Source organism: Streptomyces flaveolus (genome assembly GCF_044765825.1).
Classification (GTDB): Bacteria; Actinomycetota; Actinomycetes; order Streptomycetales; family Streptomycetaceae; genus Streptomyces; species Streptomyces flaveolus.
The window spans coordinates 132,385-152,541 of record NZ_JBIWKU010000001.1; the positions used below are offsets into that span (position 1 = coordinate 132,385).

Genomic DNA, 20,157 nt, shown 5'->3' on the forward strand with positions numbered 1-20,157 from the left:
GGCGGCCTCGGCACCCAGGTGCCGGTCCACCCCTCAGGGAGTACTGCGCGACCGCGGTCGGGTCAGCCCTTGGCGCCGGCCGGCGCACGGTTGTCGGCGACCTGGTGCACCGGGTGGTTCTCCTTCGGCTGGCCGAGGCCCATCGCGCGCATGATGAAGCCCACGACGCCGCCGAGGAGCACGACCGCCATGCCGGCCCAGAAGCCCGCCGGCTGGGCCGCCACCATGAACACGCCCGCGATGCAGAAACCGATGAAGGTGATGATGACACCCGTCCAGGCGGCCGGGGTGTGACCGTGGCTGCTGCCCGCCATTGCTTGCTCCTCGTTGCTGTGTACGTGTCTGAGCAGGACGCTCGCGCCCATTGTCCCGTACGCACGCGCGCGCCGTGACCGGGGGTGCTCTCCACGCGCGCGTGGCGGCCGCCGGACGCCCCGGTCGTGCGCGGCGCGTGTACGGGTGCCCCGGCGGGCGCGCCTGAACCGCGTGGCCGCGCCGGGTCGCCGACGGTCAGGCGCCGGTCGGGTCCTCGCCCCGGTCCAGGGCCTTCCACAGGTCCTCGGGGCGGTCGGGGTCGACGGTCTGTGCCGTGCGGCGCGGGCGCGGGGTGCCGTCGCGTTCGTAGCGGCCGGACATCGCGGGCCACAGCCGGCCGTAGCGCAGGGCGAGCAGTCCGGCCAGCAGGAGCAGGACCCCGCCGACGGCCGCGACGTAGGGCCAGGCGGTGTGGGAGAGGGCGTCGACGGTGGCCGAGGTGTCGCCGGCCGCCCCGGCGGCCTTGTCGTCCAGCGCGGAGCTGTCGGAGACGCCGGCCAGGGCCGCGGCGACGGTGCCCGCGCCGCTCAGCGCGAGCACGGCGGCGACGGCGAACCGGCCGGCGCGGCGGACCGCGAAGACGGCGACGAGCGCGGCGAGGCCCACTATCGCGAGCGCCGCGGGGACGCCCGTGACGTCGCTGCCCTTGGCGGTCAGGGGGAACGCGCCGCCGGCCACCGTCGCGGTGCCCTCCGACCACTCCTGCCGGGTGGCGAGGAGGGTGACGGCCGCGCCGAGCGCGCCGCACAGCAGGGCGGCGGCGAGGCTCCGGCGGCCGGCCCGGGCGGGTCCTGCGGCGGGGGTACGGGGGTGAGGAACAGCTGTCACGTACTCCACTATCGCCCGAACCCCGGGCGAACCGTCACCCGGGGTTCGGAATCCGAGGCGTGAGAATGGCCCTATTGCCCCAGCCGGTTGGCCGTGTGCACCGCCCTCAGCACCGCCGCCGCCTTGTTGCGGCACTCGGTGTCCTCGGCGACCGGGTCGGAGTCGGCGACGACGCCGGCGCCCGCCTGGACGTAGGCCGTGCCGTCGCGCAGCAGTGCCGTGCGGATGGCGATGGCGGTGTCGGAGTCGCCCGCGAAGTCGAGGTAGCCGACGCAGCCGCCGTACAGGCCGCGGCGGGACGGTTCGAGTTCGTCGATGATCTGCAGGGCGCGCGGTTTGGGGGCGCCGGAGAGGGTGCCGGCCGGGAAGCAGGCGGTGAGGACGTCGAAGGCGGTGCGGCCCGGGGCGACCCGTCCGGTGACCGTCGAGACGATGTGCATGACGTGCGAGTACCGCTCGACGGACATGAAGTCGACCACCTCGACCGAGCCGGGTTCGCAGACGCGTCCGAGGTCGTTGCGGCCGAGGTCGACGAGCATCAGGTGCTCGGCGCGCTCCTTGGGGTCGGCGAGCAGCTCGTCGGCGAGGGCCTGGTCCTCCTGCGGGGTGGCGCCGCGGGGCCGGGTGCCGGCGATGGGGTGGACCATGGCCCGCCCGTCCTCGACCTTGACCAGCGCCTCGGGGGACGAGCCGACGACGTCGAAGCCGTCGAGGCGCAGCAGGTACATGTACGGGGACGGGTTGGTGGCCCGCAGCACCCGGTACACGTCCAGGGCGCTCGCCGTGCACGGTGTCTCGAAGCGCTGCGAGGGGACGACCTGGAAGGCCTCGCCCGCGCGGATGCGCTCCTTGATGTCCTCGACGGCGTCCTGGAAGTCGGGGCCGCCCCACAGCGCGGTGTACTCGGGCAGCTCGGAGGGCGGCAGCGCGGCCGGGGGCTGCGCCACCGCGCGCGTGAGGTCGGCCTCCATGGCGTCCAGGCGGGCGACGGCGTCGGCGTAGGCCTCGTCGACGCCCGTCTCGAGGTCGTTGTGGTTGATCGCGTTGGCGATCAGCAGGACGGAGCCCTCCCAGTGGTCCATGACGGCGAGGTCGCTGGTGAGCAGCATGGTCAGCTCGGGGAGCTTCAGGTCGTCGCGCTCCCCCGGGCCGACCTTCTCCAGGCGGCGCACGATGTCGTAGCCGAGATAGCCGACCATGCCGCCGGTAAAGGGCGGCAGGCCCAGGTCGTGGGCGAGGTCGCGGGGGGTGTGCAGGGCCTCGACGGTGGCGCGCAGGGCGGCGAGCGGGTCGCCGCCGGTGGGGACGCCGACGGGCGGGGTGCCCTGCCAGTGGGCCTCACCGTCCCGTTCGGTGAGGGTGGCGGCGCTGCGGACGCCGACGAAGGAGTACCGGGACCAGGACCGTCCGTTCTCGGCGGACTCCAGCAGGAACGTGCCGGGGCGCTCGGCGGCGAGCTTGCGGTACAGGGCGACCGGGGTGTCGCCGTCGGCGAGGAGCTTGCGGCCGACCGGGATCACCCGGCGGTCGGCGGCCAGCTTGCGGAAGGTGTCGAGGTCCATGACGTCCATGGCGGCAGACCCTACTGATCCGCGCCGGGCGCCTCGGCACCCGCGCCGTCCTTGAGCAGGACATCGGCGTCGAAGCAGGTGCGGGCGCCGGTGTGGCAGGCGGCGCCGACCTGGTCGACCTTGACCAGGACGGTGTCGGCGTCGCAGTCCAGGGCGACGGACTTCACCCACTGGAAGTGCCCGGAGGTGTCGCCCTTCACCCAGTACTCCTGGCGGCTGCGCGACCAGTAGGTGCAGCGGCCCGTGGTGAGCGTGCGGTGCAGTGCCTCGTCGTCCATCCAGCCGAGCATCAGCACCTCCCCGGTGTCGTACTGCTGGGCGATGGCGGGCAGGAGGCCGTCGGCACTGCGCTTGAGGCGCGCGGCGATCTCCGGGTCGAGCGGGCTGGGGCGCCGGGAGGAGCTGCTGGTCATGACGCCCATTGTGCCGCGCGCGGGGGCCCCGCCCCGGCGCCGTCCACTGGGCGGACCCGGTGGACGGCCGTAGGCTGGCTGGCATGTCGACATTCGCGAAGCGTGAACGACTTCTGCTGGCCGACCTGTTGGAGACGGCGGGCCCGGACGCCCCCACCCTCTGCGAGGGCTGGCGGGCCCGGGACCTCGCCGCGCACGTGGTGGTCCGCGAGCGCCGGCCGGACGCCGCCGGCGGCACCCTGATCAAGCAGCTGGCGTCCCGGCTGGACCGGGTGACGGAGGAGTACGCGGCGAAGCCGTACGAGGAGCTGATCCAGCTCATCCGCACCGGCCCGCCCCGGTTCTCGCCGTTCCAGCTCAAGCAGGTCGACGAGGCGGCGAACACGGTGGAGTTCTACATCCACACCGAGGACGTCCGCCGCGCCCAGCCGGACTGGTCGCCGCGCGAGCTGGACCCGGTCTTCCAGGACACCCTGTGGTCCCGGCTGGAGCGCACCGCCCGGCTGGTGGGCCGGGGCATCCCGACGGGCCTGGTGCTGCGCCGTCCGAACGGCCAGACGACGGTGGCCCACCGCGGTACGCCGGTGGTGACGGCCACGGGCGAGCCGTCCGAGCTGCTGCTGTTCGCGTACGGCCGGCAGAGCGCGGCGAAGGTGGAGCTGGAGGGCGAGAAGGACGCGATCGTCCGGCTGAGCGAGACGAAGCAGCTCGGGATCTGACGGGTCCGGCGGCTCGGGTCCGGCGGCTCGGTCGGCAAGGGGCCCTGGACCGACCGCCGGCACGGTCGGCCGGGGGCCCTGGACCGACCCGCCGGCGCGGACCGCAAGGGGCTCCGGGCCGACCCGCCGGCGCGGTGACGCCGTGGCCGGACGCCGGTGGCGTCACCGCGGCAGTTCGGCCCGCCGCAGGCCGGGGGCGCACAGGGCGACGACTCCGCCGAGGGCGCAGACGGCGGCGCTGACGGCGAAGACGGGGCCGGTGCCCCAGAGGCCGATGGCGGCGGCGGACAGCGGCATGCCGAGCGGCGCGATGCCGAGGCTGACGATGCCGGCGGCCGCGGTGACCCGACCGAGGTAGGCGGGCGCCGCCTGGGTCTGCAGCAGGGCCCCGCACACGGCGCCGCTGAGCCCGGTGAGCAGCCCGACGAGCACCGCGACGCCGACGGCGGCGGGCAGGCCGGGCACGTACGCCAGGGCGGCGATCGCGCCGGCGCCGGGGATGATCGCGCCGGCGGCGACCAGCCCGGCGTGCGGCACGCGTCCGCGTACGGTCAGCAGCAGGGCCGCCGTGCCCGCCCCCGTGCCGAATCCGGCGAGCACCCAGCCCATGCCGGAGGCACCCCAGCCGCGCTCGTCCGCCAGCAGGGTCAGGCCGACGTTGAGGGGGCCGACGAAGCCGAGGTCGCCGAGGGCGATGACCACCATCAGGGGGCCGAGGACACGGTGGTGGCGGATGTGGCTCAGCCCGGCCCGCAGGTCGCGCCAGGCGGTGGTGTCCCGGTCGGCGGCCGGGGCGTCGTCCGGGGGCAGGTCCCGCATCCGCACGGAGACCAGCAGCGGCACCGACACCGCGATCAGTGCCCCGGCGAGCGCGAAGGCCGCCGCCGACCCGCCGGCCGCCACGCCGAGCCCGCCGAGCGGGGCGCCCACGACGGCGGCGAAACGGACGGCGAGACCGCGCATGCCCTGGACCCGGGCGAGCTGGTCCTTGGCGGTGATACGGGCGGGCAGCGCTCCGACCGCCGGCACGAACACGGCGTCGACGGTGCCGAAGACGACGGCGAGCAGCGCCAGCAGCCACAGCCCGGGGTCGGTCGCGAAGAGCACGGCGGCGACCGCCAGGACCGTGACGCACCGTACGGCGTCGCTGCCGATGACGACCCGGCGCGGGCCCAGCCGGTCGGCGATCACGCCGCCGCCGAGCATGAGCAGCGCCCGGGGCACCGCGCTCACGGCGGTGACGAGGCCGGCCTGGGCGGGGGTGCCGTTCTGCACGGCGGCCCAGGACAGCGCCAGGAAGAAGACGGTGTCGCCGAGCATGGAGGCGGTGTAGGCGGCGATCCAGCGCAGGACGTTGGCGTCGCGGTGGGCCGGGACGGGGGTGGCGGCGGCCCGCGGTATCAGCGTGTTCGTCACGGACGGTGGTCCTCCAGAGGGGGTCCCCTCGGACACGGAACGGGAAAGCCCCGGCCGTCCGGCGGCCGGGGCTGTCGTGCGGGGTGCTACCGGACGGGGTGACCCGCCTCCCGCAGCGTGTCCTTGACCTGCCCGATGCGCAGATCACCGAAGTGGAACACGGACGCCGCGAGGACCGCGTCCGCGCCCGCCGCGACGGCCGGCGGGAAGTCGGCGAGGCGGCCGGCGCCGCCGGAGGCGATCACCGGGACCGAGACGTGCTTGCGGACGGCCGCGATCATCTCCAGGTCGTAGCCGTCCTTCGTGCCGTCCGCGTCCATCGAGTTGAGCAGGATCTCCCCCGCGCCCAGCTCGGCGGCCCGGTGCGCCCACTCGACCGCGTCGATGCCGGTGCCGCGCCGGCCGCCGTGGGTGGTCACCTCGAAGGTGCCGGCCTCGGTGCGGCGGGCGTCGACCGACAGCACGAGGACCTGGCGGCCGAAGCGCTCGGCGATCTCGCGGATCAGGTCGGGGCGGGCGATGGCGGCGGTGTTGACGCCCACCTTGTCCGCGCCGGCCCGCAGCAGCTTGTCGACGTCCTCGGCGGTGCGCACGCCGCCGCCGACGGTCAGCGGGATGAACACCTGCTCGGCGGTGCGGCGCACCACGTCGTAGGTCGTCTCGCGGTTGCCCGACGAGGCGGTGATGTCCAGGAACGTCAGCTCGTCGGCGCCCTCGGCGTCGTACACCTTGGCCATCTCGACGGGGTCGCCCGCGTCGCGCAGGTTCTGGAAGTTGACGCCCTTGACGACCCGGCCGTTGTCCACGTCCAGGCAGGGGATGACTCGGACCGCCAGGGTCATGAATCCACGGCTCCTCTATACGCTTCCACTTCGACTGTCACCAGGACCCGCGAGTCGATGAATCCCTCCACGACCAGCAGGGTCGTGGCCGGGCGCACGGAGTCGAAGAGCTCCTTGTGGGCCCGGCCCGCCGCGTCCACGTCGCGTGAATGTGCCAGGTACACACGGGTGCGGATCACGGACTCGATGGCGAGACCGAACTCGCCGATCGCCTCGACCGCGGTGGTGAAGGCCACCTTGGTCTGTTCGTACGGGTCGCCGTCGCCGTACAGCACGTCGCCCTTGAACGCGGTCGTGCCCGCCACGATGACACGGTCACCCGCCGCGACGGCCCGTGCGAAACCGAAGGACTCTTCCCAGGGACTTCCGCTCTGCACGCGCCGTACGGCTTCGGATGTCATGGCGACACAGCCTCCAAGGCCTCTTCCAGAGTGAACGCCTTCGCGTACAGGGCTTTCCCGACGATGGCACCCTCGACACCGGCCGGGACGAGACCGGCGATGGCGCGCAGGTCGTCCAGGGAGGACACGCCGCCGGACGCCACGACCGGGCGGTCGGTGGCCGCGCACACGTTCTTCAGGAGTTCCAGGTTGGGGCCCTGGAGGGTGCCGTCCTTGGCGATGTCGGTGACGACGTACCGGGCGCAGCCCTCCTTGTTCAGGCGGTCCAGCGTCTCGTAGAGGTCGCCGCCGTCGCGGGTCCAGCCCCGGCCGCGCAGCGTGGTGCCGCGTACGTCCAGACCGACCGCGATCTTGTCGCCGTGCTCGGCGATGACCTTGGCGACCCACTCGGGGGTCTCCAGGGCGGCCGTGCCCAGGTTGACGCGGGTGCAGCCGGTGGCGAGCGCGGCGGCGAGCGTGTCGTCGTCGCGGATGCCGCCGGACAGCTCGACCTTGATGTCCATGGCCTTGGCGACCTCGGCGATCAGCTCGCGGTTGTCCCCGGTACCGAACGCGGCGTCCAGGTCGACCAGGTGCAGCCACTCGGCGCCGGAGCGCTGCCAGGCGAGGGCGGCCTCCAGCGGGGAGCCGTAGGAGGTCTCGGTGCCGGACTCCCCGTGCACGAGGCGGACGGCCTGGCCGTCGCGGACGTCGACGGCGGGGAGGAGTTCGAGCTTGCTCATCTCTACAGGGTCTCGATCCAGTTGGTGAGGAGCTGGGCTCCGGCGTCGCCGGACTTCTCGGGGTGGAACTGGGTGGCCCACAGGGCGCTGTTCTCCACGGCCGCCACGAAGGGCGCGCCGTGCGTGGACCAGGTGACCTTGGGGGCGGCGATCAGCGGGTTGTGCGCCTCCAGGGTCCAGTCGTGGACGGCGTAGGAGTGCACGAAGTAGAAGCGGGCGTCCGCGTCCAGGCCGGCGAAGAGCTGGGAGTCGGCCGGTGCCTCGACCGTGTTCCAGCCCATGTGGGGCACGACGTCGGCCTGGAGGGGGCCGACCGTGCCGGGCCACTCGTCCAGTCCCTCGGCCTCGACGCCGTGCTCGATGCCGCGCGCGAAGAGGATCTGCATGCCGACGCAGATGCCCATCACGGGGCGTCCGCCCGCCAGCCGGCGTTCGACGACCCAGTCGCCGCGCGCGGCCTTCAGGCCGTCCATGCAGGCGGCGAAGGCGCCGACGCCGGGGACGAGCAGCCCGTCGGCGTTCATGGCCTTGTCGTAGTCACGGGTGATCTCGACGTCGGCTCCCGCGCGCGCGAGGGCACGCTCGGCGGAGCGGATGTTGCCGAAGCCGTAGTCGAAGACGACGACCCGCTTGGCGGGAGCGGTCAATTCCACACCTCCAGCCTCATGACACCCGCGACGAGGCACATCGCGGCGCCGACGGACAGCAGGACGATGAGCTGCGTGGGCATCTTCTGCTTGATGAAGGAGATGATGCCGCCGACGAGGATCAGGCCGACGAAGATCAGAGCGGTCGAGGAGCCGTTCACAGCGCGCCCTTCGTGGAGGGCAGGATGCCGGTCGCGCGCGCGTCGCGCTCGGAGGCGTAGCGCAGGGCCCGGGCGAGCGCCTTGAACTGGCACTCCACGATGTGGTGCGCGTTGCGCCCGTACGGCACGTGCACGTGCAGCGCGATCTGCGCCTGCGCGACGAAGGACTCCAGGATGTGCCGGGTCATCGTGGTGTCGTACTCGCCGATCATCGGCGCCATCTTCTCGGGCTCGGTGTGCACGAGGTAGGGGCGGCCGGACAGGTCGACGGTGACCTGGGCGAGGGACTCGTCCAGCGGGACCGTGCAGTTGCCGAAGCGGTAGATGCCCACCTTGTCGCCGAGGGCCTGCTTGAAGGCGGCGCCCAGCGCGAGGGCGGTGTCCTCGATGGTGTGGTGGGAGTCGATGTGCAGGTCGCCGTCGGTCTTCACGGTCAGGTCGAACAGACCGTGCCGGCCGAGCTGGTCGAGCATGTGGTCGTAGAAACCGACGCCGGTGGCGATGTCGGTCTTGCCGGTGCCGTCGAGATCGATCTCGACGAGGACCGAGGTCTCCTTGGTGGTGCGCTCCACGCGCCCGACGCGGCTCATCCGCTCTGCTCCTGTTCCTTCTTCAGTTCGCGTACCGCATCAAGGAACGCGTCGTTCTCCTCCGGGGTGCCGGCGGTCACCCGCAGCCATCCCGGCACGCCGTTGTCCCGGACCAGGACGCCCCGGTCGAGGATCTTCCGCCAGGTGGCGTGCGCGTCCGCGAACCGCCCGAACTGGACGAAGTTGGCGTCCGACTCGGTCACGGCGTAGCCGATCGCGCGCAGTTCGGCGACGAGCCGGTCCCGCTCGCTCTTCAGCTGCTCGACGTACTTCAGCAGCGTGTCCGTGTGCTCCAGGGCGGCCAGCGCGGTCGCCTGGGTCACGGCCGACAGGTGGTACGGCAGCCGTACGAGCTGCACGGCGTCCACGACGGCCGGGTGCGCGGCGAGGTAGCCGAGGCGCAGGCCCGCCGCGCCGAACGCCTTCGACATCGTGCGGGAGATGACGAGGTTCGGCCGTCCGTCGAGCAGCGGCAGCAGCGAGGCTCCGTGGCTGAACTCGATGTAGGCCTCGTCCACGACCACCATCGACGGCTTGGCGGCCTGGGCGGCCTCGTACAGCGCGAGGACCGTCTCGGCCGGGACCGCGTTGCCCGTGGGGTTGTTGGGGGTGGTGATGAAGACGACGTCCGGGCGGTGCTCGGCGATCGCCTTCTCGGCGGCCGGCACGTCGACGGTGAAGTCCTCGTGGCGCGGGCCGGAGATCCAGCCCGTGCCGGTGCCGCGCGAGATGAGGGCGTGCATCGAGTACGACGGCTCGAAGCCGATCGCCGTGCGGCCCGGGCCGCCGAAGGTCTGCAGCAGCTGCTGGATGACCTCGTTGGAGCCGTTGGCCGCCCAGACGTTGCTCATGTCCACGGGATGTCCGGACGTCTTCGTCAGGTACTCGGCGAGCTTCGTGCGCAGCTCGACCGCGTCCCGGTCCGGGTAGCGGTTGAGGTCGCGGGCGGCCTCACGGACCCGCTCGGTGATCCGCTCGACCAGCGCCTCGGGCAGCGGGTAGGGGTTCTCGTTGGTGTTCAGCCGTACCGGCACGTCGAGTTGGGGCGCGCCGTAGGGGGACTTGCCGCGGAGCTCGTCCCGTACGGGGAGATCGTCGATTCCGAACGTCACTTGCTCTCCGGGACCTTCCAGTCGAACCGGGCCTTGATCGCCGCGCCGTGCGCGGGCAGGTCCTCCGCCTCCGCCAGCGTCACCACGTGGTGCGCCACCTCGGCCAGGGCGTCCCGCGTGTAGTCGACGATGTGGATGCCGCGCAGGAAGGACTGGACCGACAGGCCCGAGGAGTGGCAGGCGCAGCCGCCGGTGGGCAGGACGTGGTTGGACCCGGCCGCGTAGTCGCCGAGGGAGACGGGCGCCCAGGGGCCGACGAAGATCGCGCCGGCGTTCCTCACGCGCCCGGCGACCGCGGCGGCGTCGGCGGTCTGGATCTCCAGGTGCTCGGCGCCGTAGGCGTCGACCACGCGCAGGCCCTCGTCGATGCCGTCGACCAGCACGATCGCGGACTGGCGGCCCTTGAGCGCGGGGACGATCCGGTCGTCGACGTGCTTGGTGGCCGAGACCTGCGGCTCCAGCTCCCGCTCGACCGCGTCGGCCAGCTCCGGCGAGTCGGTGACGAGGACGGCGGCGGCCAGCGGGTCGTGCTCGGCCTGGCTGATCAGGTCGGAGGCGACGTGCACCGGGTCGGCGGTGGCGTCGGCGAGGACCGCGATCTCGGTCGGGCCGGCCTCGGCGTCGATGCCGATCTTGCCGGTGAAGTACCGCTTGGCGGCGGCAACCCAGATGTTGCCGGGGCCGGTGACCATGTCGGCGGGCGGGCAGGACTCGGTGCCGTACGCGAACATCGCGACGGCGGTGGCGCCGCCGGCCGCGTACACCTCGTCGACGCCGAGCAGGGCGCAGGCGGCGAGGATCGTCGGGTGCGGGAGGCCGCCGAACTCGGCTTGTGCCGGAGAAGCGAGCGCGATCGACTCGACGCCGGCCTCCTGCGCGGGCACGACGTTCATGACCACGGACGACGGATAGACGGAGCGGCCACCGGGCGCGTACAGACCGACCCGGTCGACCGGCACCCACTTCTCGGTGACCGAGCCGCCGGGCACCACCTGGGTGGTGTGGGTCGTCCGGCGCTGCTCGCGGTGGACGAGGCGGGCACGGCGGATGGACTCCTCGAGGGCCGCGCGCACGGCCGGCTCGAGCTCCTCCAGCGCGCGCGTGAGCGCGGCGGCCGGAACACGCACCTGGTCGAGCCTGACGCCGTCGAACTGCTCGGCGAAGTCGATCAGCGCCGCGTCGCCACGATGATGCACGGCCTCGCAGATCGGACGCACCTTCTCCAGGGCGGCCGAGACGTCGAAGTCGGCTCGGGGCAGCAGGTCGCGCAGGGCGGGGCCCTCGGGGAGGGCGTCGCCGCGCAGATCGATTCGGGAGATCACGGAACCAATTCTCTCAGACCCGCGTCGGAGACCGTTCGCGCGTATCAATGGCTGATACAGAACGCGACCACTCGTCACACCCGGCCGCGGAGCCCGGCGAATCACCCTCACGTTCAGTGTTCGGGGCGTCACCCAGCGGGCATGAACGGTTGTACGAAGCGTGTGTGACTCGCGAGTAGCCGGGGAGGGAGTGAAGCGCCGTGACCGAGGGGGACGGCCGCCGTGACGGAGAGCTGCCGGACGACCTGACCGCCGCGGAGGCGGGCATGTGGCAGGCCTTCCGCAACGGCAGCGTGTACGACCTGAGCAGCGGGGACGCGCTCGTCGACGATCCGCACGGCGCGCAGCCGTGGGGGCCCGAGCGGACCGTGCGGGCCCGCATCGTGTGCTGGCTGCTCCTCGACGGCCCGCCCGCGCTCGCGGGCCGCGTCTCCTCGCTGCAGCTCGTGGGCGTGCAGATCAGCGACACCATGGATCTGGCCGGCGGCACGGTGGTGCCGTACGTCGAGCTGCGGGGCTGCCGCTTCGAGCGGGAGGTCCTGCTGCCGGAGACCCGCTTCACCACCCTGCGGATGGTGGACTGCTCGGTGCCGCGGCTGGAGGCGGCCCGGCTGCACACCGAGGGCGATCTGCACCTGCCGCGCTGCCGGATTCCGGGCGGGATCCGGCTCACCGACGCCCAGATAGGCACCGACCTGCTGCTCAGCCAGGCGGTCGTGCACCGGGACCGCAGCGGCCGTTCCATCGCGGCGGACGGCCTGACCGTCGGCCAGGACCTCCAGGCCGAGATGCTCGAGTCGTACGGCGAGGTGAGTCTGCGCAGCGCCCAGGTCGGGGTCTCCCTGAGCCTGCGCGGCGCCCGGCTGCTCAACCCGTACACGCGGCACGCGCTGAACGCCCCGAGGCTGGCGGTGGAGCGCACCCTGTACCTGACACCGGCGGGCCTGGGCAGCCCGATGCTGCGCGGCACCACTCCGGCGCAGGGGACGCGGATCCAGCGGTTCGAGTGCGAGGGCGGGGTGCGGCTGGACGACGGGCGGTTCGGGGACGCCGTCGACTTCGAGCACGCCCGGTTCACCTTCACCGACGACCAGGAGCTGTCGCTGCGCCGGGTGCAGACGCCCGAGCTGCGGTTCCTCGGCGAGCGGCCGGCGCGGGGGCGGGTGGTGCTGTCGGGGGCGCGGGTGGTCAACCTGATGGACCGGGCGGACAGCTGGCCGGGCCCGGGCCGGCTGCAGATGGGCGGCTTCTCCTACGAGAACCTGGTGCCGCGGGGGCCGTTCCCGCTGGCGAAGCGGCTGCGGTGGGTGGGTGCCGCGACCGCCGAGTACCACCCGGAGCCGTACGAGCGCCTCGCCGCCGTGCTGCGGGCCTGCGGCGAGGACGAGGACGCCCGTGAGGTGCTGCTCGCCAAGCACCGACGGCGCCGCGAGAGCCTGCCGCTCGCCGCGAAGCTGGTGGGGTACGCACAGGACTGGACGGTGGCCTACGGCTACCGGCCGGGGCGGGCCGCGGTGTGGATGGCGGTGCTGTGGGCGGCGGGCTCGTTCGCCTTCTCGCGCACCGACCATCCGCCGCTCAAGAGCGGCGAGCACCCGGACTGGAACCCGGCCCTGTTCGCCCTCGACCTGCTGCTACCGGTCATCGACCTGGGCCAGGTGGGCTTCTGGCAGCTGCGCGGGGCCTGGCAGTGGCTGGCGGCGGTGATGATCCTGCTCGGCTGGGTCCTCGCCACGACGGTCGCGGCGGGCGCGACGAGACTGTTGCGCCGCAACTGACGCCGGCGGACGCCGCCCGGCAAGGCCACTCGGGGGCGACGGCATGCCGCGGGCGCGCCGGCCCCGCAGGGCGTGCGGGGCAGCACGGCACGCGGCGCGGGCGACGCCGAGCCCACCGAGCCCCGCCCCGTTCCCGGCTGCCGACCGGCAGCCGCCGACGGCGAGGTCGCCCCGCGCGGGGCCACCCGCACCCGACGACGAGTCCGCACGGGTGGTGCGGCTGGGAACACACAGGCCGCAGCTAAGCCGAGGCCGCCCCCCGCACAACCCGCCCCACGGGGGCCATCCGCACCCCGCAACAAGTCCGCACGGGTGGTGCGGCTGGGAACACACAGGCCGAAGGCGAAGCCGAGGCCACCCCCGCACAACCATCCCGCACCGTCGGCCGTCGTACTGGCCATGCTGCGCGCGTTCCTCCGTTCGTCGCGGCCCGCCGCCGCACCGACCGCCGACGACGAGGCCGACGTGCTCCTCGACGCCCCCGACGACCGCCTCGCCCCCGCCCTGGTCGCCGCGGCCCGCGGCGAGTACGCCCCCGCGGCAGGCCTGCTCGCCGGCACCCGGGAGAAAGCCGAGTGGGAACACCGCGACCGCTACGCCACCCACCTGGCCGCCTTCGCCCGCTCCCGCTCCGAATGGCTCGAGCACTGGCACGCCACCGCCCCGGACGACCCCGGTGCCCTGCTGGTCCGGGCCCGGCTGGCCGTGGACCGCTGCTGGGACTCACCGGCCCGCGCAGAACTCCTGCGCCAGGTGGGCCCCGCGGTCACGGCCGCCACCGAGGCCGGCGGACCCGACCCGGTGCCGTGGCGCGTCGCGCTGGACACCGCGCGGGGCGCGCCGGGACACGCCGAGTTCGAGCGGCTCTGGGAGCAGGCGGTCCGCCGCTCCCCGCACCACTACGGCTGCCATGTCGCCGCCCTGGAGTACCTGTCGGCCGCCTCTCCCCGCGCCCACCGCGAGTGCCTCGACTTCGCCGAGACGGCCGCGCAGGACGCCCCCGAGGACGCGCTCGTACGCGCGCTGCCGATGCGGGCGGTCTTCGCCTGCCTGGCCCGCGCCGGCGGCCAGGTGTCCGGCCGGGACCCCGTGCCCGGCGTGGACCGGGCCCGGCTGGACGCGGCGGCCGACCGCGCGATCGTCCTGTCGGCCGCGTACCCGGCCGCGGACCCCTGGCCGGCGGAGCTGCGCAACCTGCTGACGTACGTCCTGGTCCGCCTGGAGCGTCCGCGGGACGCGGCGGAACAACTGCGGCTGACCGGCCCGTACGTCACGTCCTTCCCGTGGGAACGGGACGCGGACGATCCGCTCGGCCGGTTCCTCCAGGTGCGCAGGAACGTCCGCGCGGCGGTGCGGCCACGGGGGTGACGGCGGGTTCGCGCCATCCAGGAAGTGGGCACGGCGGTCGCGCCCGCCCCGGCGACCATTAGGCTTCTGCGTCGTGACCACCGTCCGGCTCCCCCTCTTCCCCCTGAACTCGGTGTTGTTCCCGGGGCTGGTGCTCCCGCTCAACATTTTCGAGGAGCGCTATCGCGCCATGATGCGCGAGTTGCTGAAGACCCCCGAGGAAGAACCGCGCCGGTTCGCCGTCGTGGCGATCCGCGACGGCCACGAGGTCGCCCCGAGCGCACCCGGCATGCCCGACCCGACGGCGGTGCCCGAGCGCGGCCCCACGGCCGGGTTCGGCCCCGACCCGGCCAAGTCCTTCCACAAGGTGGCCTGCATCGCGGACGCCGCGACCGTCCGGGAGCGGGCCGACGGCACCTTCGAGGTGCTGGCGACCGGGACCACCCGGGTGCGTGTGCTGTCGGTGGACGCCTCCGGGCCGTTCCTGACGGCCGAGCTCGAACCGCTGGCCGAGGACCTCGGAGACGAGGCGGGAGCGCTGGCCGAGGGAGTGCTGCGGTCGTTCCGGCAGTACCAGAAGCGGCTGGCGGGGGCCCGCGAGCGCTCGCTGGCGACCGGCGCGGACCTGCCGGACGAACCGGGCGTGGTCTCCTACCTGGTCGCCGCCGCGATGATGCTGGACACACCGACCAAGCAGCGCCTGCTCCAGGCACCGGACACCGCGTCCCGGCTGCGCGACGAGCTGAAACTCCTTCGCACCGAGACCGCGATCATCCGTACGCTGCCGTCCCTGCCGGCGTCCGACCTGACGCGCGGCCCGACGAGTTTCAACTGAGGTACTGGCCCGGATGGCGAAGAAGCCGAAGAAGCAGCAGCAGTCGGGCGGAACGCCCGCGACGGTGGCCCTCACGGCGGCCGGGGTGACGTACACGGTCCACGCCTACGACCACGACCCCGCCCACCCGTCCTACGGCGAGGAGGCGGCCGAGGCGATGGGGGTGTCGCCGGAGCGCGTCTTCAAGACGCTGGTGGCGGACGTCGACGGCGCGCTGACGGTCGCGGTGGTCCCGGTGGCGGGCCAGCTGGACCTGAAGGCGCTGGCCTCCGCGGTCGGCGGCAAGCGGGCGGCGATGGCCGATCCGGCCCTGGCCGAGCGCACCACGGGTTATGTGCGGGGCGGCATCTCGCCTCTCGGCCAGCGCAAGCGGCTCCCGACGGTCCTGGACACGTCGGCGTCCGGCCACACCACGATCTGCGTCTCGGCGGGCCGCCGCGGCCTGGAGGTCGAACTGTCCCCCGACGACCTGGCGAAACTGACGTCCGCGACCCTCGCCCCCATCGGCCGCACCTGACCTCGCACGGGACGCCCACCCCGCGCCATCGGGCCACCAGGGCCGTCCCGCACCGACCGGACACGACGGCTCACGCCGTCCGGCACCCACGGCCGCCCCGCGCCGACCGCGCACAATGTCTGTCCCCGCGCCGTCGGGACACGGCCGTCCGCGCCGGGCCGGGCGCCACGGCCGGCGCGCGGACCGGCCAAGCGGGAGCTGGTCGGCTGCCCGGCGGCCTACGCGGACTTGCCGCCGTAGGGCCCCTGCGGAAGGTACGGCTGGTGCCGGTCGTACGGGTCCGGCTCCGGGTCCCGGGGGCCGAACAGGCCCGTCAGCCCCAGGTGCACCACCAGCGCGGCGAACGGCCACGCCAGCCACGCCCCCTTCGCGCCCAGCTTCAGCGGCGCGGAGAACGTCGCCCCCTTGCCCACCTCCCGCGCGTGGGCGATGACGTCCTGGCCGGGCCCCAGCCACACCCCGACCCGCCACGCCAGCAGCGAACCGAGGAAGGCGCCGACGCCCAGCGCCACCACCAGCAGCACACCCCCGCGCCGCCGCAGCAGGAAGACGACCAGCGCGCTGAGCGCCCCGAATCCGAGCGCGAGCAGCGTGAACGTGCCGTCGACCCCGACGGCCTGCTCGCCCTCGGAGTCCTTCAGGTAGACCACCCAGCTGCCGTCCACGACGTCACCGACGAGCGGCACGCTCGGCGCCAGCCACCACCACAGCACGCCCAGCAGGACGCCGGAGAGCGCCACCGCCACCAGCGTCACGGCGGCCTGCCGCACTTCGGTCAGCATCCCGGGGCCGTCCTGTTCGCCGTGGTGGTCGTACGTGGTACCCACCGCATGCGCGCCCACGGGCGGCGGCACCGGCCCGTCGTGGGACGACGAGTGATCGTTCGGCGGCGGAGGGGGAGTCAGAGGTGCGGTCACCCTGCCATCGTGCCAAACCCGCCTGTGCCGCGCGTCACCGGACGGCGGCCCGGCGGTACGCCCAGGTGGCGACGGCCAGGGAGATCACGCCGACCGCCGCGCACACGGCGAGGTCACCGAGGACGAAGGCCCAGTCGGGCCTTGTTCCGAAGGTGCGCGCGAAGGCCTCCACGCCGTACGTCGAGGGCAGCAGGTCGCGGGCCAGCCGTACCGCCTCCGGCATCCGCTCGGCGGGCAGCACGCCCAGCAGCAGCGCCGCCGACATGCCCAGCTGGCCCAGCAGGGTGGCGAGCTCCGGCCGGGGCGCGAGCAGGCCCAGTGCCGCGCCCAGCCCGGCGAGCGCGGCGCCGGCCAGCGGGATCACGGCCACCAGCACCCACAGATGGGTCATCGGCAGCCCGAACAGCAGGCATCCGACCACCGCCGTCACCACGGTCCCCGGCACGGTGAAGGACGCGTACGCGCCCGCCGCGCCCAGGACCACCGCGGCCGGCGGCACCGGCAGCGTCGCGTAGTGGTCGAGGCCGCCGCTCGCGCGCAGCTGCCCGAAGTACTGGGCGAGGAGGTTCAGCGCGACGAAGGCCACGACGAGCACCGCCGACCCGGCGACCACGGCCTGTGCCTCGCCGCCGCCGTCCACGACGCCGCGCATCAGGATCATGATGCCGATCGACTGGAACGTGGCCACGAACAGCAGCGGGATACGCGCGACCCGCGCCCGGGACAGCTGCGCCCGGTACACCGCCACCAGGGAGGGCCACAGCCGCGCCCGGGGCCCGAGTGCGGCTGCGACGCCCCGCTCCTCGGCGGCCGGGGCACCGTCGGGCAGGACTTCGGCGGGTACGACACTCACGTCGTGCTGCTCCCCTTCACCACTCGTCGCTGAGCCAGTCTGCACTTAGCCAGTCCTCACGCAGGCGCTCGCCCCGTCCGGTACGGACGCGGCGTCGCGCGTTCTCACCGCTCGCGCGCTCACGCCCTGACCAGCCCCTGCCGCGCGGCACCGCCCAGCGCCAGGTACACGTCCTCCAGGCTGGGCGTGGCCAGGGTGAAGTCGTCCAGCGCGGCGAACGCGGCCCCGCCGGTGACGGTGGCCACGACCGTGCGGGCCTCCTCCGGGGCGAGCCGCAGCGTCCAGCGGCGTCCCGACTCGGCGGCCCGGTCGCGCAGCGCGGCGACCTCGGGCACGCCCAGCGGGGCGCTCTCGCGCCACACCAGGTCGACACGGACCTCGCCGGCGACCTGCTCCTTGAGTCCGGCCGGGGTGTCGCAGGCGATCACACGGCCGCGGTCGAGGACGGCGACCCGGTCGAGGACGGTCTCGGCCTCGATGACGTTGTGGGTGACGAGCAGCACGGTCGTACCGCGCTCGGCACGCCGGCGGTCGACGGCGGCCCAGACGGCGCGCCGTGCCACCGGGTCCATGCCGGTGGTGGGCTCGTCCAGGACGAGCAGCGGGCGCTCCCCCACCAGCGCGGCGGCGAAGCAGGCCAGGCGCCGCTGTCCGCCGGAGAGCTTCTTGAGCGGGCGCGAGGCGATGGGGGTCAGGCCCAGTTCGTCGAGGACGGCGTCCCGCTCGGCGCGTGCGTCGGCGGCGTCCAGGCCGCGCAGCCGCCCGGTGGTCTCGGCGGCGAGCGAGACGGTGAGCTCGTCCAGGGCGCTGGACTCCTGACCGAGGTAGGCGAGGATCCGCGCGGCCCGCTCGGGATGGCGCACGATGTCGTGGCCGAGGATCTCCACGCTGCCGCTGTCGGGCCGCATCAGGCCGGTCAGCTGGCGGACGAGGGTGGACTTTCCCGCGCCGTTCGGCCCGAGCAGTCCGAAGATCTCACCGCGGCGGATCTCCAGCGTCACGTCGTCGGTGGCGCGGACCTCGGGGGCGGCGGGAACGCCGCGCCGGCCGCGTACCGCCGCATAGGTCTTGATCAGTCCGCGCACCACGCACACGGCATCGCCACCGGGTCGAAGTGCCTGGGTCGCGCGCGTATTCACAAGGGACGAGAGTACGTGGTCGTGAACCCCGCCTCGCCCTGGGGTCCGCCCATAAGCATCAATTCGGCCGGGGCTTCACTCCCCGGCGGGAGCGCGCTCGGTGGCGGTCCGCACGTCGATCTCCCGCCAGAACCCGGCCCTGATCGCGTACCGGTCGTGCTCGTCGATCTGGTCGTCCTTGTGGGCCAGCAGTCCGAAGCGGGCGGCGTACCGCAGCAGCTCCCCGTCGACCCGGTGCGGGATGCGGGGGTACATGCCCGACAGTTTCTGCAGGTGGCCGTGGTCACCGAGGCGTTCCACCCAGCGGCGGGCGAAGACCTGCCCGACCTCGTACGGGTCGCCGCCGACCGTGGTGATGTCCTCCTCGCGGTCGGCCCAGCGCTGCTCGGCCGTGGTGAGCTGGGCCAGGGTCGGCAGTGCGACGGCCTCGGCCGGCTCGGCGGCGGGCCGGTCGACCCAGCCCTTGTCGGAGGACCAGCGCAGGGTGGCGGTCGGCGGGGGCGCGGCGGACGGGGCGCCGGACGGGGCGCCGGGGGCGCGCAGCGAGGCCAGGTCCTTGGGGGTGGGGACGCCCCTGGCGGGCGTCGCGCGCTCCTCGCTGCCGTTGCGTGCGGCGGCGTCCGCCGCGGGATGCGCGGGTTCCCGGGCGGGCCGTTCGGCCGCGGCGGACAGGGCGGACTCGGGCAGCGGCGCGGACAGGATCGCGGCGATCTCGGGCCGGGGCACGGGGGGCGGGGCGCAGATGCCGCCGACCTCCTTGGCGCGCACCGCCTTGGTGATCCAGGCGCGGTCCAGCACGCGGCGCTCGTCGGCCTCGGCGACCAGGTCCTCGGACTGGTTGTAGTCGCCGTCGGCGGCCTGCACGGCCCACAGGTGGACGGCGACACCGTGTTCCTTGGCGGCCATCATGCCGGGCAGCAGGTCGCCGTCGCCGGTCACCAGGACGACGTCGGAACAGGCCCGGTTGCGGGCCAGCTCGGTCAGTTCGGCGTGCATGGCCGCGTCCACGCCCTTCTGCGCCCAGCGGCCGTCACTGCGTGTGAGGGCGCCGAGGCGGACGGTGACCCGGGGCATCACGCGCAGCCGGCGGTGTTCGGGCTGCGGGACGCGGTCGGGGGCGCCGTCGAACCAGTAGATGCGCAGCAGGGGCTGCTGCGTGTCGGACTCGGCGCGATCGCGCAATCCCTGGATGAGGGCGGCGTGATCGACGGTGATGCGCGAGCGCGAGGGCTCCCCGGCGAGGAGACTGGCGGCCGCCCCCAGCAGGTACCCGGCGTCCACCAGGACGATGCAGCGGTCCACGCGATCCACCCTCTTTCCGGGAGGTTTGCTTCGGGCTTCCTTCGAGTCTGCCCGACGGCGCGGAGGTTAACGGCCCGAACTCGATCTTCGGCGTGGCGTTTCGGCGGTCCGCGGCCCGATGAGCCGTGTCACGCACGGTAATTACCCGATATGCGTTCTTTTTCAGTCTATGTGAATCTGATGCGGTACCTGGCCCGACAGATCCCCCTCAGGAGGTAGATCACCATGGCCAAGAACAAGAACAACCGTGAGCGTAAGCAGTCCCAGTCCGCCCGTGCCCCGCAGGCCGCCGAGTCGGCCGTGCTGGACCGCGAGGAGCAGCACGCCCCGCCGCTGTCGCCCGGCGACGCGGCCTCCCGCAAGCGGCAGAAGCGCTTCGGCCACAACTGACGTCCGGCGCACGGGCCCTT

23 protein-coding genes are annotated in these 20,157 nt (G+C 73.8%); 6 read left to right on the plus strand and 17 right to left on the minus strand.

All coding sequences use genetic code 11. The features are described from left to right. Positions 1-62: 62 nt before the first annotated feature. The 4 genes from ACIRG6_RS00570 to hisI form a co-directional block, all read right to left on the minus strand. Complete coding sequence (locus ACIRG6_RS00570; RefSeq protein ID WP_225633906.1) at positions 63-314, minus strand: HGxxPAAW family protein; 252 nt, start codon at positions 312-314, stop codon at positions 63-65. A gap of 196 nt (positions 315-510) precedes the next feature. After that, positions 511-1,152, minus strand: a complete 642-nt coding sequence (locus ACIRG6_RS00575) for a TIGR02234 family membrane protein (protein WP_403320082.1) — start codon at positions 1,150-1,152, stop codon at positions 511-513. A 62-nt stretch (positions 1,153-1,214) separates the two neighbouring features. Further along, a complete protein-coding gene (locus tag ACIRG6_RS00580; RefSeq protein WP_350718975.1) occupies positions 1,215-2,705 on the minus strand; it encodes an anthranilate synthase component I in 1,491 nt (496 codons plus the stop codon). Positions 2,706-2,725: 20 nt separating this feature from the next. Further along, positions 2,726-3,136 (minus strand): phosphoribosyl-AMP cyclohydrolase, encoded by a 411-nt coding sequence (hisI, locus tag ACIRG6_RS00585; RefSeq protein ID WP_391982658.1) that lies wholly within the window; start codon positions 3,134-3,136, stop codon positions 2,726-2,728. Between the two features lie 74 nt (positions 3,137-3,210). Between hisI and ACIRG6_RS00590 the strand changes: the two genes are divergently transcribed. Continuing rightward, positions 3,211-3,846 carry a TIGR03085 family metal-binding protein gene (locus tag ACIRG6_RS00590; protein ID WP_350718895.1) on the plus strand — a complete coding sequence of 212 codons (636 nt, stop codon included), beginning with the start codon at positions 3,211-3,213 and terminating at the stop codon, positions 3,844-3,846. A 162-nt stretch (positions 3,847-4,008) separates the two neighbouring features. On the opposite strand, the gene ACIRG6_RS00595 is transcribed toward ACIRG6_RS00590, so the two are convergent. The 9 genes from ACIRG6_RS00595 to hisD form a co-directional block, all read right to left on the minus strand. Beyond that, positions 4,009-5,262, minus strand: coding sequence for an MFS transporter (locus ACIRG6_RS00595; RefSeq protein ID WP_403320083.1), 1,254 nt, complete (start codon positions 5,260-5,262; stop codon positions 4,009-4,011). A gap of 86 nt (positions 5,263-5,348) precedes the next feature. Beyond that, entirely contained in the window at positions 5,349-6,104 is a 756-nt protein-coding gene (gene hisF / locus ACIRG6_RS00600; protein WP_161167565.1) for an imidazole glycerol phosphate synthase subunit HisF, read from the minus strand. After that, positions 6,101-6,505, minus strand: coding sequence for a RidA family protein (locus tag ACIRG6_RS00605; RefSeq protein WP_189228287.1), 405 nt, complete (start codon positions 6,503-6,505; stop codon positions 6,101-6,103). The genes hisF and ACIRG6_RS00605 overlap by 4 nt, the downstream gene beginning before the upstream one ends. Further along, positions 6,502-7,227: a bifunctional 1-(5-phosphoribosyl)-5-((5-phosphoribosylamino)methylideneamino)imidazole-4-carboxamide isomerase/phosphoribosylanthranilate isomerase PriA gene (priA, locus tag ACIRG6_RS00610; protein ID WP_239771359.1), complete on the minus strand. Its 726-nt coding sequence runs from the start codon at positions 7,225-7,227 to the stop codon at positions 6,502-6,504. The genes ACIRG6_RS00605 and priA overlap by 4 nt, the downstream gene beginning before the upstream one ends. 2 nt (positions 7,228-7,229) lie before the next feature. Beyond that, a complete protein-coding gene (gene hisH / locus ACIRG6_RS00615; protein ID WP_403320084.1) occupies positions 7,230-7,874 on the minus strand; it encodes an imidazole glycerol phosphate synthase subunit HisH in 645 nt (214 codons plus the stop codon). Further along, the gene (locus ACIRG6_RS00620; RefSeq protein WP_189228284.1) at positions 7,871-8,035 is read right to left on the minus strand and encodes a hypothetical protein; all 165 of its coding nucleotides are present in this window, start codon (positions 8,033-8,035) and stop codon (positions 7,871-7,873) included. Before ACIRG6_RS00620 ends, hisH begins: the two co-directional genes overlap by 4 nt. Then, entirely contained in the window at positions 8,032-8,625 is a 594-nt protein-coding gene (hisB, locus tag ACIRG6_RS00625) for an imidazoleglycerol-phosphate dehydratase HisB (RefSeq protein ID WP_225633878.1), read from the minus strand. The genes ACIRG6_RS00620 and hisB overlap by 4 nt, the downstream gene beginning before the upstream one ends. After that, positions 8,622-9,737, minus strand: coding sequence for a histidinol-phosphate transaminase (locus ACIRG6_RS00630; protein ID WP_365024121.1), 1,116 nt, complete (start codon positions 9,735-9,737; stop codon positions 8,622-8,624). Before ACIRG6_RS00630 ends, hisB begins: the two co-directional genes overlap by 4 nt. Next, positions 9,734-11,059 (minus strand): histidinol dehydrogenase, encoded by a 1,326-nt coding sequence (gene hisD, locus ACIRG6_RS00635; RefSeq protein ID WP_364677842.1) that lies wholly within the window; start codon positions 11,057-11,059, stop codon positions 9,734-9,736. The genes ACIRG6_RS00630 and hisD overlap by 4 nt, the downstream gene beginning before the upstream one ends. A 200-nt stretch (positions 11,060-11,259) precedes the next feature. Between hisD and ACIRG6_RS00640 the strand changes: the two genes are divergently transcribed. The 4 genes from ACIRG6_RS00640 to ybaK all read left to right on the plus strand — a co-directional run bounded on the left by ACIRG6_RS00640 (position 11,260) and on the right by ybaK (position 15,536). Further along, a complete protein-coding gene (locus ACIRG6_RS00640) occupies positions 11,260-12,837 on the plus strand; it encodes an oxidoreductase (protein ID WP_403320085.1) in 1,578 nt (525 codons plus the stop codon). Positions 12,838-13,236: 399 nt separating this feature from the next. Next, a complete protein-coding gene (locus ACIRG6_RS00645; RefSeq protein ID WP_403320086.1) occupies positions 13,237-14,205 on the plus strand; it encodes a hypothetical protein in 969 nt (322 codons plus the stop codon). 73 nt (positions 14,206-14,278) lie between these two features. Continuing rightward, positions 14,279-15,019 carry an LON peptidase substrate-binding domain-containing protein gene (locus ACIRG6_RS00650; protein ID WP_364677839.1) on the plus strand — a complete coding sequence of 247 codons (741 nt, stop codon included), beginning with the start codon at positions 14,279-14,281 and terminating at the stop codon, positions 15,017-15,019. A 13-nt stretch (positions 15,020-15,032) separates the two neighbouring features. Further along, positions 15,033-15,536, plus strand: a complete 504-nt coding sequence (gene ybaK, locus ACIRG6_RS00655) for a Cys-tRNA(Pro) deacylase (protein ID WP_403320087.1) — start codon at positions 15,033-15,035, stop codon at positions 15,534-15,536. A gap of 218 nt (positions 15,537-15,754) precedes the next feature. On the opposite strand, the gene ACIRG6_RS00660 is transcribed toward ybaK, so the two are convergent. The 4 genes from ACIRG6_RS00660 to ACIRG6_RS00675 form a co-directional block, all read right to left on the minus strand. Continuing rightward, positions 15,755-16,453 (minus strand): AAA family ATPase, encoded by a 699-nt coding sequence (locus tag ACIRG6_RS00660; RefSeq protein WP_403320088.1) that lies wholly within the window; start codon positions 16,451-16,453, stop codon positions 15,755-15,757. A 34-nt stretch (positions 16,454-16,487) separates the two neighbouring features. Further along, positions 16,488-17,306 (minus strand): ABC transporter permease, encoded by an 819-nt coding sequence (locus ACIRG6_RS00665; protein WP_318218181.1) that lies wholly within the window; start codon positions 17,304-17,306, stop codon positions 16,488-16,490. 119 nt (positions 17,307-17,425) lie between these two features. Then, positions 17,426-18,400 carry an ABC transporter ATP-binding protein gene (locus tag ACIRG6_RS00670; RefSeq protein WP_239771498.1) on the minus strand — a complete coding sequence of 325 codons (975 nt, stop codon included), beginning with the start codon at positions 18,398-18,400 and terminating at the stop codon, positions 17,426-17,428. A 120-nt stretch (positions 18,401-18,520) separates the two neighbouring features. Continuing rightward, the gene (locus ACIRG6_RS00675; RefSeq protein ID WP_365020622.1) at positions 18,521-19,747 is read right to left on the minus strand and encodes an NYN domain-containing protein; all 1,227 of its coding nucleotides are present in this window, start codon (positions 19,745-19,747) and stop codon (positions 18,521-18,523) included. A 225-nt stretch (positions 19,748-19,972) separates the two neighbouring features. Here ACIRG6_RS00675 and ACIRG6_RS00680 point away from each other — a divergent pair, with 225 nt between their 5' ends. Continuing rightward, entirely contained in the window at positions 19,973-20,137 is a 165-nt protein-coding gene (locus tag ACIRG6_RS00680) for a hypothetical protein (RefSeq protein WP_350718875.1), read from the plus strand. The last annotated feature ends 20 nt before the right edge of the window (positions 20,138-20,157 follow it).